Origin of the sequence: Pseudomonas gebzensis (assembly GCF_034427815.1) — a bacterium.
Taxonomy (GTDB): Bacteria; Pseudomonadota; Gammaproteobacteria; order Pseudomonadales; family Pseudomonadaceae; genus Aquipseudomonas.
On the sequence record NZ_JAXQNS010000003.1, the window covers coordinates 256,331 to 268,592 of the forward strand.

Annotated in this window: 12 protein-coding genes and 1 pseudogene; 5 read left to right on the forward strand and 8 right to left on the reverse strand. The window is 62.7% G+C overall.

The window, feature by feature from the left end; all coding sequences use genetic code 11:
* Nucleotides 1–13 precede the first annotated feature (13 nt).
* The 5 genes from SJI00_RS08175 to SJI00_RS08195 are packed head-to-tail and all read right to left on the reverse strand — an operon-like array spanning nucleotide 14 to nucleotide 4,470.
* On the reverse strand, nucleotides 14–754 hold the full coding sequence (locus SJI00_RS08175) for an amino acid ABC transporter ATP-binding protein (protein ID WP_322461223.1): 741 nt from the start codon (nucleotides 752–754) through the stop codon (nucleotides 14–16).
* Complete coding sequence (argH, locus tag SJI00_RS08180) at nucleotides 751–2,253, reverse strand: argininosuccinate lyase (protein WP_322461224.1); 1,503 nt, start codon at nucleotides 2,251–2,253, stop codon at nucleotides 751–753. The genes SJI00_RS08175 and argH overlap by 4 nt, the downstream gene beginning before the upstream one ends.
* Nucleotides 2,223–2,942 (reverse strand): amino acid ABC transporter permease, encoded by a 720-nt coding sequence (locus SJI00_RS08185; protein WP_322461225.1) that lies wholly within the window; start codon nucleotides 2,940–2,942, stop codon nucleotides 2,223–2,225. Before SJI00_RS08185 ends, argH begins: the two co-directional genes overlap by 31 nt.
* 7 nt (nucleotides 2,943–2,949) lie before the next feature.
* Entirely contained in the window at nucleotides 2,950–3,612 is a 663-nt protein-coding gene (locus SJI00_RS08190; protein WP_322461226.1) for an amino acid ABC transporter permease, read from the reverse strand.
* 12 nt (nucleotides 3,613–3,624) lie between these two features.
* Nucleotides 3,625–4,470 (reverse strand): transporter substrate-binding domain-containing protein, encoded by an 846-nt coding sequence (locus SJI00_RS08195; protein ID WP_322461227.1) that lies wholly within the window; start codon nucleotides 4,468–4,470, stop codon nucleotides 3,625–3,627.
* 229 nt (nucleotides 4,471–4,699) lie between these two features.
* Here SJI00_RS08195 and SJI00_RS08200 point away from each other — a divergent pair, with 229 nt between their 5' ends.
* Nucleotides 4,700–5,623, forward strand: coding sequence for a LysR substrate-binding domain-containing protein (locus SJI00_RS08200; protein ID WP_322461228.1), 924 nt, complete (start codon nucleotides 4,700–4,702; stop codon nucleotides 5,621–5,623).
* An 85-nt stretch (nucleotides 5,624–5,708) separates the two neighbouring features.
* Here the strand turns inward: SJI00_RS08200 and SJI00_RS08205 are convergent, their stop codons facing one another.
* On the reverse strand, nucleotides 5,709–6,635 hold the full coding sequence (locus SJI00_RS08205) for a LysR family transcriptional regulator (protein ID WP_322461229.1): 927 nt from the start codon (nucleotides 6,633–6,635) through the stop codon (nucleotides 5,709–5,711).
* A gap of 96 nt (nucleotides 6,636–6,731) precedes the next feature.
* Between SJI00_RS08205 and SJI00_RS08210 the strand changes: the two genes are divergently transcribed.
* The gene (locus SJI00_RS08210) at nucleotides 6,732–7,919 is read left to right on the forward strand and encodes an MFS transporter (RefSeq protein WP_322461230.1); all 1,188 of its coding nucleotides are present in this window, start codon (nucleotides 6,732–6,734) and stop codon (nucleotides 7,917–7,919) included.
* Here SJI00_RS08210 and SJI00_RS08215 read toward each other — a convergent pair.
* On the reverse strand, nucleotides 7,895–8,311 hold the full coding sequence (locus SJI00_RS08215) for a MerR family transcriptional regulator (RefSeq protein WP_322461231.1): 417 nt from the start codon (nucleotides 8,309–8,311) through the stop codon (nucleotides 7,895–7,897). The two genes, SJI00_RS08210 and SJI00_RS08215, sit on opposite strands and share 25 nt — an antisense overlap.
* An 82-nt stretch (nucleotides 8,312–8,393) precedes the next feature.
* Between SJI00_RS08215 and SJI00_RS08220 the strand changes: the two genes are divergently transcribed.
* The 3 genes and pseudogenes from SJI00_RS08220 to SJI00_RS08230 all read left to right on the forward strand — a co-directional run bounded on the left by SJI00_RS08220 (nucleotide 8,394) and on the right by SJI00_RS08230 (nucleotide 10,809).
* Nucleotides 8,394–8,813 carry a hypothetical protein gene (locus tag SJI00_RS08220; RefSeq protein WP_322461232.1) on the forward strand — a complete coding sequence of 140 codons (420 nt, stop codon included), beginning with the start codon at nucleotides 8,394–8,396 and terminating at the stop codon, nucleotides 8,811–8,813.
* A 157-nt stretch (nucleotides 8,814–8,970) separates the two neighbouring features.
* On the forward strand, nucleotides 8,971–9,849 hold the full coding sequence (locus SJI00_RS08225) for a DMT family transporter (RefSeq protein ID WP_322461233.1): 879 nt from the start codon (nucleotides 8,971–8,973) through the stop codon (nucleotides 9,847–9,849).
* Nucleotides 9,850–9,960: 111 nt separating this feature from the next.
* A pseudogene (locus SJI00_RS08230) lies at nucleotides 9,961–10,809 on the forward strand (IS5 family transposase).
* 411 nt (nucleotides 10,810–11,220) lie between these two features.
* Here the strand turns inward: SJI00_RS08230 and SJI00_RS08235 are convergent.
* On the reverse strand, nucleotides 11,221–12,162 hold the full coding sequence (locus SJI00_RS08235) for a hypothetical protein (RefSeq protein WP_322461234.1): 942 nt from the start codon (nucleotides 12,160–12,162) through the stop codon (nucleotides 11,221–11,223).
* Nucleotides 12,163–12,262 lie beyond the last annotated feature (100 nt).

Below are 12,262 nucleotides of genomic sequence, written 5' to 3' on the forward strand. Positions count from 1 at the left end.
CCTTGCCGTTCGCTCAGTGCAGGACGCTGTCCAGGAACTGCCGGGTGCGGGGCTGCTTGGGTGCGTCGAAGATCTCGGACGGCGGGCCGGTTTCGATGATCCTGCCGGCGTCGAAGAACACCACGCGGTCGGCCACATCACGGGCGAAACCCATCTCGTGGGTGACGACGATCATGGTCATGCCTTCGGCCGCCAGGCCCTTCATCACGTTCAGCACGTCGCCGACGGTCTCTGGGTCGAGGGCGGAGGTGGGCTCGTCGAACAGCATAAGCTTTGGCCTCATCGCCAAGGCGCGCACGATCGCCACACGCTGTTGCTGGCCGCCCGACAGCTCTGCCGGATAGTGTTCGGCCTTGTGCCGCAGGCCGACGCGCTCGAGCAGGGCAAGGGCATGGGCCTGGGCTTGCGCCTGGGTCGCGCGCTTGAGCTTGACCGGGGCCAGCGTCATGTTGCCCAGCACCGTCATGTGCGGAAACAAAGTGTAGTCCTGGAATACCATGCCCACGTCCTCGCGCAGCCTGGCCAGGGCCTTGCGGTCACCCGCACAGGCCTGGACGCCATCGCCGATCACCACGCTGCCTTTGGAGGGCGGGTCCAGGCTGTTCAGGCAGCGGATGAAGGTGGACTTGCCCGAGCCGCTGGGGCCGATGATGACCACTACCTCGCCTTGGCGAACGTCCATGTCCACGCCCTTGACCACCTCGTGCGCGCCGAACTGCTTATGCAGGTCGCGAACCGTCAGGATCGTGCTCATAGGCCCGCCCGAGCCCGGGTCAGGGCTTGCAGGTTGAGGTCGGCCGCGCTCATGCGCTCGCGGCGTTGCCGGTTGGCCGTGCGCTCGGCATCCAGGCGCTCGCTGGCGCGCGCCAGGCTTGGCAGCAGGGCGCCGAGCGAGGGGCCGCCTACGGAGCTGCGGCCCTGTACGTTGCAGACCGGGTCCAGGCACTCGCGCACGTGCTGCTCCGGCAGGTTCAAGGCATGGCCCAGTTGCTCGAAGGCGCAGGCATCGACCATCTGCGTGGTGATCCGGTTGGCCGGCAGGCCTTGGTCCATGGCCATGCGCACCACGCCACCAACCACGTGGTGGGCCTCGCGAAACGACAGGTCGACGTCGCGCACCATCAGGTCGGCCAAGCCGGTGGCGGTGGAGAAGTCTTCACCGGCGCGGCGGGCTGCCAGGTCGACGTTGGGGGTGGCGGTTCGCAGCACCAAGTCCAGTAGTTTCAAGCAGCGCAGGCTCTCTTCGGCAGCCTCCCAGAAGCCGCGGGTGCCTTCGCGGTTGCCGTCGCCGGTGTGAGAGAAGTGGGTGCCCTTGATGGTCACGCTCGCGCCCATCAACAGGCCGACGATGTGCCCGCTGCGGCCTTTGAGGTATTCCAGCACGGTGGGGTTCTTCTTTTGCGGCATGATGCTGGAGGTGGCGGCGACGCTGTCAGGGAAGTCGATGAGGTTGAACTCGTGGGTGCTCCAGACGAAGTAGTCCTGCGCGACGCGGCTCCAGAACACCGCCAGGTTGCTCAGGTGCGACAGGCTCTCGAGCAGGAAGTCGCGCGAGCCGATGGCGTCCAGGGCATTGTCTAGGTAGCCGTCGAAGCCCAGCAGTTCGGCGGTGCGTGCGCGGTCGATGTCGAATGGTGTGCCGGCGAACGCGGCGGCGCCGAGCGGGCATTGGTTCATCGATTCGAGCGTCTGGATCAGGCGCTTGCTGTCACGCTCCAGCGCCTGTTCCACCGCGCTCAGGTAATAGCCGTAGGTGATCGGTTGCGCCGGTTGCAGGTGGGTGTAGCCGGGCATCACCACCTCGGCGTAGGTCTTGGCGCCGCCCAGGGCCGTGGCGCGCACTGTCGCCAGTTCGTCGATCAGGTCCATCAACAGCTCGCGGCAGCGCAAGCGGTCGAGAGTGGCGAGGATATCGTTGCGGCTACGGCCAGTGTGCAGACGCCCGCCGATGTCGGCGCCGATGTGCTCGATCAGGTGCGCCTCGTAGTTGAAATAGGCATCTTCGCGGGAAGGGTCGAGCTCGACCGCCTCCGGTCCGGCCTGCTCCATGTCCAGCACACCTTTAGCCAGCACGCTGGCATGTTCGCCACGGATCAGCCCCTGTTCGGCGAGCATCAGGATGTGCGCCTTGTTGACGTTGCCCAGGTTCGCAAAGCCACTGGCGAATCCTTCCAGGCGTGGGCGGTAGATGTACTCGTTCACCTCGGGCGCAGTGCTTTCTTTCAGGCGCCGACTGACTTTGGATGCTTGCATTCTGGAACCTCTCCAAGGGAAGGACGTGCCGCCGGGCGACCCAGACGGCGTTCGAGATAACGGCTGAGCCAGGTCAGTGCGGAGCAGATGACGAAGTACACCAACAACACCACGCCGTAGACGGCGAAGGCTGGGCTGACGCCGGTCATGACGGTTTCGCGTTCGATGATGATCTGCCCGACTTTGAGGAATTCCCCCACGCCTACCAGTGCGCCCAAGGAGGTGGCTTGCACCAGGATCGTCAGCAGCCCGGTGTAGGCCGGCAGAATGGCTTTCATCGACTGCGGCACGATCACGTGCAGGTAGATCTGCCGAGGGCGCAGGCCCAGCGCCCAGGCGCTTTTCCACTGGTGCACAGACACCGATTCCAGCCCGCCGCGGACGATTTCGATACCGTTGGCGCTGCCCCACAGGGTCAGGCCCACGGCGACGGCGGCGAAAGGGCTCAGGTCCACGCCGAACATCGGCGCGCCGAAGAAGATGAAGAACACGTTGACGATCAGCGGGATGGAGCGGAACAGCTCCACATAGGCATGGATCGCCCACCCCAGCAGTCGGTGCTTGACCGTGGCCAGCACGCCGAGCACGGCCGAGATCAGCGTGGTGAACAACAGCACCACCAGCGCCAGATACAGGGTCATCAGCAAGCCTTTGCACACGAAGCTCCAGTTTTCGAGGATGAAGTTCATAGGTGCCTCACTGCCTGAAAGGACGTTGCAGGTGGGCGGACAGCCGCGCGGTCAACAGCGCCAATGCTCCCACCAGCACCAGGTACATGACGCAGATGGCGGTGAACATCTCGATGGCGCGGAAATCCGTGGCGATGCGGTCCACGGCGACGAAGGTCAGCTCCGCCAAGCCGATGGCCTGCAGGTAGGACGAGTTCTTCAACAGCGAGATCGCGGTGTTGAGCATGGCCGGCAGGCTGGTGCGGAACGCGATCGGCAGGGCGATCAGGGCGAAGTACTGCAGCGGCTTGAGGCTCAGCGCCAGGCTCGCCTCGCGCATGCCGCGCTCCACGGTGGCCAGCCCGCCGCGGATGTTCTCGATCTGGTAGGCCCCGGCCCACAGCGACAGGCAGACCACCCCCGACCAGAACAGCGACAACCCCCAGCCGATGGCCGGCAGGCCGTAGAAGATGAAGAACAGCTGCACCAGGATCGGCGTGTTGCGGATCAACTCCACATACAGCGCCACGACCTGCGACAGCACCGGGATTCGCATGACGCGCACCGCGCCGCCCAACACGCCGATCAACAGCGAACAGAGGATAGCCAGCGCCGTGACGCGCAGGGTCATGAGCACGCCGTCGAGCAGGGCCGGCCACTGCTCGATCAGGTAATGAATGTCGAACTCCATGGCGGCGGCCGGTCAGAGCGTTTCGGCAGGTTTGGCCTGCTCGAACACACTGATGTAGTAACCCTGGATGTTCGCGGGCACGAACTGCTCGACCCAGCCCCGATACAGGTGCTCTTGGCGCATGCGCAGCACCGCCGCGCTGAGGAAGTCGCGCCACTGCGCTTCGTTCTTGCGCACCCCAATGGCCGCATCGGAGATCTGGAACGGCTCGCCGATCAGTCGCGCATCCTTGTCATTGTCGGCGACCACCACCAAGGTGGCGGCGTCATGGGTGTAGGCGTCGGCGCGGCCCTGGCGGAAGGCCTGCAGCGCGTCGGCGGCGCTGTTCATGCGCAGGGTCTTGACGTCGGGCATGTGGTCCTCGAACCACTTGGCTTGCACCGAGCCCTTGAGGGTGGCGAGGGTCTTGCCTTTGAGGTCGGCGATCTTCTTGGCCGGGCTGTCCTTCTTCACCACCACGTCGCTGGCGCCCCAGCGGTAGGGCGTGGTGAAGTCGATCACCCGCTGGCGTTCCGGGGTGACGCCCAGGGTGGCGATCAGGAAGTCCACCTTGCGGCCCAGCAGTTGCGGCACGCGGTTTTCGGCGGTCACGCAGGTGAAGCTGACCTTGTCTTTGGAGCCCAGGGCCCACAGGGAAATCTGCTTGGCCATTTCCACTTCCACGCCAGCGAATTCGCCCTTGGTGTCTTGATAGCCATAGGGAGGTTGGTCGCAGCGCACGCCGGCCCGTATCTGGCCTGCCTCTTTGATGGCTGCGGGAACGGGCGGCAGGTCGGCGGCTTGCACGGGATACACCGCGGCCAACGACACGCACGACAGGGTCAATGCAGCGCTTAGTTTTTTATACGAGAACGACATGATGCCTCCTGATTACCGGTCTGCACCGCTCCAACGGGTTGGGGCGAGGCGTGAGTACAAGGGCAGAGCTGAAATGAAGCTGGAGCACCGGTTGTTGTTCGTGTTTGTTGCCGGTATGCGCTCGAGGGTATCGCGCTGCGTCGGGGCAGACGTCGATGTAGGTGTAGTTATAAAATCTTCGTGCCATGCAATCAAATGACAATACATCAACCCATCATGCAGAAATGATATGGCCATCAATTTCAAGCAGATCGAAACCTTTCGTGCGGTGATGCTCAGCGGCTCGATGACGGCAGCGGCGCAGGCGCTGCACACCTCGCAGCCCAACGTCAGCCGGCTGATCGCGCAGCTCGAACGGGCCAACGGCTTCAAGCTGTTCGAACGGGTAGGCGGGCGCCTGCTGCCTACCGACGAGGGTGCGCAGTTCTTCGCCGACGTGGAGCGCGCCTTCATCGGGCTGCACAGCCTGGAAACCTCTGCCCAGCACCTCAAACGCGACGGCACGGGGCGCTTGCGCATCGGCGCAGTACCCTCGCTGACCCACGGCCTGTTGCCGGCGATCATCCAGCGCTTCCGCCAACAGAACCCGCACGTGCACATTTCCATCCATACCAATGACTCGCCGAACGTGGCGCACTGGGCGGCCACGCGGTTCTGCGATGTCTGCCTGGTGTCCTATGTGGCCGAGGACATGGCAGGCGTTCATTCGCAGATCATCTGTGACGTGCCGGGCGTGTGCATTTTCCCCAAGGGCCACCGGCTAGGCGCCCTGCAAGTCGTGACGCCTGCGGATTTGAAGGGCGAGGCATTCATCTCGCTCTCGCACACCGACGGCGCCCGCACGCGGCTCGATCGGCTGTTCGCCGACGAAGACCCACGCGTGCTCAACCTGGACGCGACCCATGCCGCGACCGTTTGCTCGCTGGTCGGGCTTGGTTTGGGGGTGAGCGTGGTCAGCCCGCTGGTGGCTGCCGAGTACTTGCACACCGCTATCGACCTGCGGCCGTTCGCGCCGCAGTTGCGCTTCTACACGTACTTGCTGCTGCCTTCCGACCGGCCCGAGAACGTGCTGACCCAGCGGTTTCGTGTGTTGGCGGAGGCGATGCTGAGGGAGGCGGCGCAGGTGGCGCCATTGGAGCAGGGTAGGGGCTGAGGTCGAACGCGTTCCACAGGAGGCTAGGCACCTAACGCCGAGCATTGGAAAACGAGGCGTGCCTGCCTCTCGAGGGCTAAGGGCTTCAAGCGGCCGGTACCGTAGGTTGGCACCAGTGGTACGGCTGGTGGTGCTCGATCAGAAAGTCCACGAACACCCGCACCCTGGCGGGCATCGCCGCGCCGCCGACGAACACCGCGTGGATCGGTTCCAGGTCGCCAGGATTGAAGTCTTCCAGCAGCGGCAATAAGCGCCCACTGGCCAGATCGTCGGCCACCGAGAACCGGCCGATGCGCGCTATGCCTGCACCCAGCCGGGCGAACTGCGCCAGCGCCTCGCCGCTGCTGCACGCGATGTTGCCGGCGATCTTCAGGCTGAAGGCCTGGCCGTCGCGGCGAAACGGCCAGTCGGGCGCGGCGCGGCGGAAGTTGAAGCGCAGGCAATTGTGCGCGCCCAGATCCTCAGGCTGCTGAGGTGTGCCACAGCGTGCCAGGTAATCGGGCGAGGCGACGATGACCTGGCCAGTGGCGCCGATTTGCCGGGCGCTCAGCGAACTGTCGGGCAGCACGCCGAAGCGTATCGCCACGTCGGCCTGGCCCCCGAGAATGTCGACCACTTCGTCGCCCAAGGCCAGATCCACCGTCACCTCTGGGTAACGGGCGCTGAACGCCGCGACCAGCGGCACCACGCTCAGGCGGCCATGCCCGAGCGCCGCGCTGACCCGCAGGCGACCGCGTGGTACGCCTTGGTCGGTGATGGCCTCTTCGACTTCCGACAGATCCGCCAGAATGCGCCGCGCGCCGCGCAAGTAAGCCTCGCCTTCAGGCGTCAGTGTGATGGCCCGTGTGGTGCGCAACAGCAGCCGCGCACCCAAGCGCTGTTCGGTGCGCGCCACGATGCGGCTGACCGCCGACGGGGTGAGGCCCAATGCCCGCGCAGCGGCAGAAAAACTCCCCGCTTCGGCCACGCGCGCGAACACTTCCATCTCACCCGAACGTCCGTTGACCTCCATCTGTGCCTCCCACGCAAAAGTCTTTGGCCAAGGCGCCGTCTAGTGCGGCGCGGCGAGGGATCGTAGCATTCGCAGCAAAGATCAGGAGCTATTTCCATGCGTATCAATCCCCCTTTACTCGCCCTGGCCCTGGGTGCCTTCGGCATCGGCGTCAGCGAATTCGCCCCCATGGGTATGTTGCCCGGCATCGCCACCGACCTGGGCGTCACCATCCCGGCCGCCGGCATGCTGGTCAGCGCCTATGCACTGGGTGTGCTGATCGCCGCGCCTTTGATGACGTTGGCCACCGCGCGCCTGGGCCGGCGCCAGTTGCTGATCGGGCTGATGGCGATCTTCACCTTGGGCAACCTGATGGCGGCGCTGGCCGACAATTACCTCGCGCTGCTGATCGCCCGGCTGGTCACGTCGTTGAACCACGGCGCGTTCTTCGGCATCGGCGCCATCGTCGCCGCCAGCGTAGTACCAGCGGATAAACGCGCCGGTGCTGTCTCGGCGATGTTCATGGGCCTGACCGTGGCGACCATCGGCGGGGTGCCGCTGGCCACCTGGTTCGCTGAACTGCTGGGCTGGCGCGCTTCCTTCTGGGGCATCGCCGGGCTGGGCCTGGTGGCGATGAGCGCCTTGTGGTTCGCACTGCCGTCACTGCCGGCGTCGGCCAGCGTCGGGGTCAAGACGGAGTTGCGTGTGCTGTGCAAGCCCGAGGTGTTGGCCGCCCTGGCCCTGACCGTGGTGGGTTCGAGCGCGATGTTCACGGTGTTCACCTACATCGCGCCGATCCTGCACATCGAGGCGGGCGCGTCGACGGCCTTCGTCACGGCGATGCTGGTGCTGTTCGGTGTCGGTCTGACCCTGGGCAACCTGTGGGGCGGCAAGGCCGCGGACCGTTCCATCGACCGCACTCTGATCGTTTCGCTGCTGGTATTGATCGGCGTATTGCTGGTACTGCCGGCGCTGCTGGACTGGTCGGTGCCGACTGCCATCGCCGTGGTGGTGTGGGGCGCAGCCAGCTTCGCCCTGGTGCCGCCGTTGCAGATGCGGGTGATGGAAGCGGCCAAGGATGCCCCCAACCTGGCTTCGGCCGTGAACATCGGTGCGTTCAACCTGGGCAATGCCGTGGGCGCTGCCGTGGGTGGCGGGGTGATTCAGGCAGGCTTTGGGTATGCCGCGCTGCCGGCGGCTGGCGCGGCGATGGCCGGCATCGGCTTGCTGATGGTGCTGGGCTTTGCGCGGCGGCAACGGGGGCGCGCGCTGCGCGGGGCTCAGGCGTTGGATGCCTCTGCCTGATGATGAGGCGCTTGCGCCAGGCCCGACGCCGCGCCAGCCGCTGCGCTGCGCAGTGGGCAGGCCAGGCTGAGGCTGTGGCGCAGGGCATCGCGTAGTTGCCCGAGCGCCGCCAGACGTTCTTCGATCACCCCCAGCTTTTCTTCCAACAGCAGCGCCACGGCCCGATCAGGGTCGTCGGCCTGCCACAGGTGGCCGACATTGCTGCCGATCTCGCCCAGGCTGAAGCCCAAGCGCTGGGCGTTGCGGATGAAGTCCAGCAACTGCACCGTTTGCGCGGGATAGTCGCGGTAGCCGTTGGCCAACCGCTGCGAGCGGATCAGCCCGCGCTCTTCGTAGAACCGCAAGGTATCCCGGCTTACGCCACAGGCCTGCGCCAGTTCGCCGATACGCATCGAAACATCCTTGTAGGGGGTTGACCTTGGAGCATACCCCAGGCTTTAGCCTGCCGGCTTCATTGATCTAGGAGGCGTGGATATGTGGAGCGAACAGGGTTATCGGAGGTTGGTGCGGGCCAGTGGGGTTTACGATCTGCTGGTGACGGCGGCGTTCGCCACGCCGTGGAGCTTCATGCTCCTGCACGGGCAATTGGCCGAGCTGCACCGGGCGATGGGGCTGGTGGGCGAGCTGCCGGCGTTCGGACCGTTGCAGATGATGATGGCGAACCTGATGGGGTCGATCGTTTGCGTGTGGGCGTGGTTGCGCATCCGTCATCCGCAACGGCGGTTCGGGCGCTACGACGCGGCGGGGCGGGTGTTGTTCGCGTGCTGGCAGGGGTATGCGCTGGGGCAGGGGGTGACGGAGCTGGTGTGGGGGGTGTTGGTGCTGGAAGTGCTGTGGGCGGTATTGCAGTGGTGGCCGGTGAAACAGAGTGCCGGGGCTGGGGCCATGGTCTGATAGTGGGGCGCGGCGTTTCGGTTTTGCGGAAGTTTCCCAGGTGAGGTGTGGAGAGTTGCCAATGGCCATACGCTCAATTATCGTGCGCCCCCCTGGGTACCGCTGACATACGTTTTTGGTGAGGCATTCGGTATAAATGCCCGCCGGAGGCTTCGCTATGTCGCATCGCACGTTCTGGTCAATCGCGCTGTTGGCGGTCACGGCCATCTGGGGTTGGAGCTTCGTGGCCAAGCATGATCTATTGGCCAGCATGGCCGCCTCCACGCTGAACGCCTGGATGTTCGCCTTGGCGGCGTTGGCGCTTCTGCCGTTTTCAATCCGCTCATTGCGCAACTTGCGACGCCGCGACTGGCTAGGCGCGGGATTTGCCGGTGTGGTGCTCTTCGCTGCATTTTCGTTGCAAACCTCAGGAACCGCCCTTACCACGCCTTTGAACGCTGGGTTCATCACGGGCTTGTGCACTGTCTTCACGCCGCTGTTCGTTTTTCTCATCGGCAGGGGGCGGCCCAGTCTCAAGCAAGCGGTGGGAACGGCCATCGCCATGGTCGGCTTGGGTCTACTGAGCCTGGACGGGTTTGCCGTGCACCAGGGTGATCTGCTGATTCTGGGCTGTGCCGCCTGTTTCGCGATCCATATCGTGATTGTTTCGACCTTCACCACCCCTGGCGTTGCAATAGCCTCGGCTGCTATTCAGCTGGGTGTCGTCGGTGTGGCTTCCTTGGCCTGGAGCCTGGGCACCCACCAGTTTTCCTTGCCCAGTACGCTGCCTTCGACGCTCACAGTCCTGACCCTGGCGCTGGTGGCGACTGCCCTGGCGTACGCGATTCAAAACCGCGCCCAGGCAGTGTTGGCGCCGGAGAAGGTGGCGCTGATCCTTATCTGCGAGCCGGTCTTCAGCGGGGTGTTCGGTTATTTTCTCGCTGGCGATCGCTTGCCTCCTGAACGGCTGGCGGGGGCGGTTTTGATTTTGCTGGGGCTTGCCGTTACAGAGCTTCGGATCGGGCGTTTGGCTTATTTTTATTGGCGTCGACAGTGAGCTCGCCAAGGGAAACTAGGCTCTGTCTGAAATTCCAAGAAACTGAAATATGACTCCGGAACAGCCTGGATTCCGTACAGTCGTCGGCCATCTACGGAAAGGAATTCTGTGATGGCAAAGCGTTATGAACTCTCGGAGGAAGCATGGGCGGTGGTCGCCGATCTCTTTACGGCAGCACACGTCAGGGGCCGGCCACGCAGCAGCGATCGATTGATGGTGTGCTCTGGGTACTTTGCTCAGGAGCAGCCTGGCGAGATATGCCCGAGGGTTTCGGGTCTTGGGCGACGGTCTATCACCGCTTCCGGGTCTGGCGAAACCGCGGAACTTTCGATCAGATGCTCAGACGATTGCACCTCAGACTCAATGACAAAGGCTTGATCGATCCCCACACCTGGATGATCGATTCGACCGCTGTTCGAGCAACCCGTGTTTCATCTGGAGCGCGGAAAAAAGGGGGCTGACGAGCCTGCCGATCACGCTCTAGGCCGCAGTCGTGGCGGCCTGACAACCAAAATCCACATGCTCTGCGACGCCAACGGGGTACCGTTGCGCTTCCTTCTCTCTGGCGGTCAAGCCAGTGACATCAGCTACGCACAACCATTGTTGGACGAGGTCGGCATTCCATCGAGCCAACGTGGCCGCCCGCGCAAGCGCTGCAGATGGCTGCTTGCCGACAAAGGCTACGACGCCGAAGCGCTACGCCGCTACTGCGACCAATATCGAATGCAACCCGTCATCCCGCTGCGCTCTATGAAGCGCAAGCCCAAGCCTGGCTTACCCAGGCTGTTCGACCGGCCCAAATACCGACAGCGCAACATCATCGAACGCATGTTTGGCTGGCTGAAAGAGAACCGCCGGATCGTCACGCGCTTCGACAACCTCGCAAAAAGTTATGCCGCGATGGTCTCGCTGGCTTGTGCCATGCGGTGTATGCGACGGTTTTTTTCAGACAGAGCCTAGTACATCACACGGCTTTTGCCCGGTTGGGATAGGCAGTGGTGACAAATAATCATTGCTTGAAAATAGCCGTTTTACTGTAGTCCCTGCAGGGGGTGTGCTCATTTCTTAATCGTTCCAAAGTGGTATTTGAAAAATGCCTCGGTACTGTGCGGAGACCACACCGATCATCGATGCCGGCCTTATGGTGTTGGCAGCAGTATCCACACTGCGTAAATCGGTATTAATAGAGAGTATTGATTGTTGCGCCATGTGGTGCTCAGTACATCTCCAGGCACGTGCCCCGGCGGTGTGGCCGGCGGGGCGAGATAGCCCTATCGTTGGAACAGTTTTTAGCCGCTGCGGGGTGGGTAAAAAGTCATGCTTTTTCCTTAAGCTTCAAAGCGCTAGACTTCTGAGCTTTATCACGCCCCATCAATCCGCTGCCTGCGCAGCCAATTCGGCCTCACGCTTGGCGATAGCCTCTTCTAACTCAGGGGAACGTTTGGCCCACTGGTCGGGGGGTATCGGTTTGGACCACTCGATGATCTCAGGATAGAGCAGGTCAGGGGGTGGTGACAGCTTCCATATTTGTAACATGGCTGCGAGTGGTCCACCCAAAAATACGATGCCCATAATAAGCCCTATCAGTTTTCCAATTTCCAAGTCGCGCGTATACCGAAATATGCCGATTATGGGGTCACAAATAGCGTCCAGAAATACATTGTTGCCATACAGCGTCTCCCGGCTACTCTCATAATCATTTGTGATCGGTAACGCTTCTGGCCCTATCTCCATAAAGCTGCGCATGCATTCCCAGAGCGCCATGGCCGTGGTGCCACCGCCGCAGTAGAAACCGAGTGAAAAATGTTTGTCATCTTCTTTGGCCTGCGGGTCTGGGTTCTCAAAACCTATGAATAACAGTCCTGTGGTCATTTTACCCGCTTGGTTCACCGACGAGTGTTGTGTGGTTGCTGCAGTGACGCTTTCCCAAGGCACAATCCAGTATTCACCATTCTCGCGCGGCACACACACTTCACGGCGTTGTCGATTGAAGCGTACTGGGGGGGGCGCTTTTTGGAATAAGCTCTGGATTATAATGAGGATGGGGATGCCGGTAATGGAGGCTGCGAATATCCACCACTCAATGTCATTGAATGCGTAAGCTAGTCCAAACAACAGCATGGTCGTCGGCCAAAGCACCATCACGGCCGAGCCAATACTGTAGTTCCCAATGTCGATAAATACCTCGTTCTTGCGCCAGACGGTATTTAGTACATCACACGGCTTTTGCCCGGTTGGGATAGGCAGTGGTGCCAAATGATCATTGCTTGGAAACAGCCGTTTTACTGTAGTCCCTGCAGGGGGTGTGCTCATTTCTTAATCGTTCCAAGGTGGTATTTAAAAAAGTGCCTGGGTACTGTGCGGAGACCACACCGATCATCAATGCCGGCCTAATGGTGTTGGCAGCAGTATC

Excerpts from the sequence above, each read along its gene's own strand:
- SJI00_RS08220 (WP_322461232.1), top strand. The coding sequence starts at position 8,394 with ATGTGGAGCGAACAGGGTTATCGGAGGTTGGTGCGGGCCAGTGGGGTT.
- SJI00_RS08205 (WP_322461229.1), bottom strand. The coding sequence starts at position 6,635 with ATGGAGGTCAACGGACGTTCGGGTGAGATGGAAGTGTTCGCGCGCGTG.
- SJI00_RS08185 (WP_322461225.1), bottom strand. The coding sequence starts at position 2,942 with ATGAACTTCATCCTCGAAAACTGGAGCTTCGTGTGCAAAGGCTTGCTG.
- SJI00_RS08225 (WP_322461233.1), top strand. The coding sequence starts at position 8,971 with ATGTCGCATCGCACGTTCTGGTCAATCGCGCTGTTGGCGGTCACGGCC.
- SJI00_RS08190 (WP_322461226.1), bottom strand. The coding sequence starts at position 3,612 with ATGGAGTTCGACATTCATTACCTGATCGAGCAGTGGCCGGCCCTGCTC.
- SJI00_RS08175 (WP_322461223.1), bottom strand. The coding sequence starts at position 754 with ATGAGCACGATCCTGACGGTTCGCGACCTGCATAAGCAGTTCGGCGCG.
- argH (WP_322461224.1), bottom strand. The coding sequence starts at position 2,253 with ATGCAAGCATCCAAAGTCAGTCGGCGCCTGAAAGAAAGCACTGCGCCC.
- SJI00_RS08210 (WP_322461230.1), top strand. The coding sequence starts at position 6,732 with ATGCGTATCAATCCCCCTTTACTCGCCCTGGCCCTGGGTGCCTTCGGC.
- SJI00_RS08235 (WP_322461234.1), bottom strand. The coding sequence starts at position 12,162 with ATGAGCACACCCCCTGCAGGGACTACAGTAAAACGGCTGTTTCCAAGC.
- SJI00_RS08195 (WP_322461227.1), bottom strand. The coding sequence starts at position 4,470 with ATGTCGTTCTCGTATAAAAAACTAAGCGCTGCATTGACCCTGTCGTGC.
- SJI00_RS08200 (WP_322461228.1), top strand. The coding sequence starts at position 4,700 with ATGGCCATCAATTTCAAGCAGATCGAAACCTTTCGTGCGGTGATGCTC.
- SJI00_RS08215 (WP_322461231.1), bottom strand. The coding sequence starts at position 8,311 with ATGCGTATCGGCGAACTGGCGCAGGCCTGTGGCGTAAGCCGGGATACC.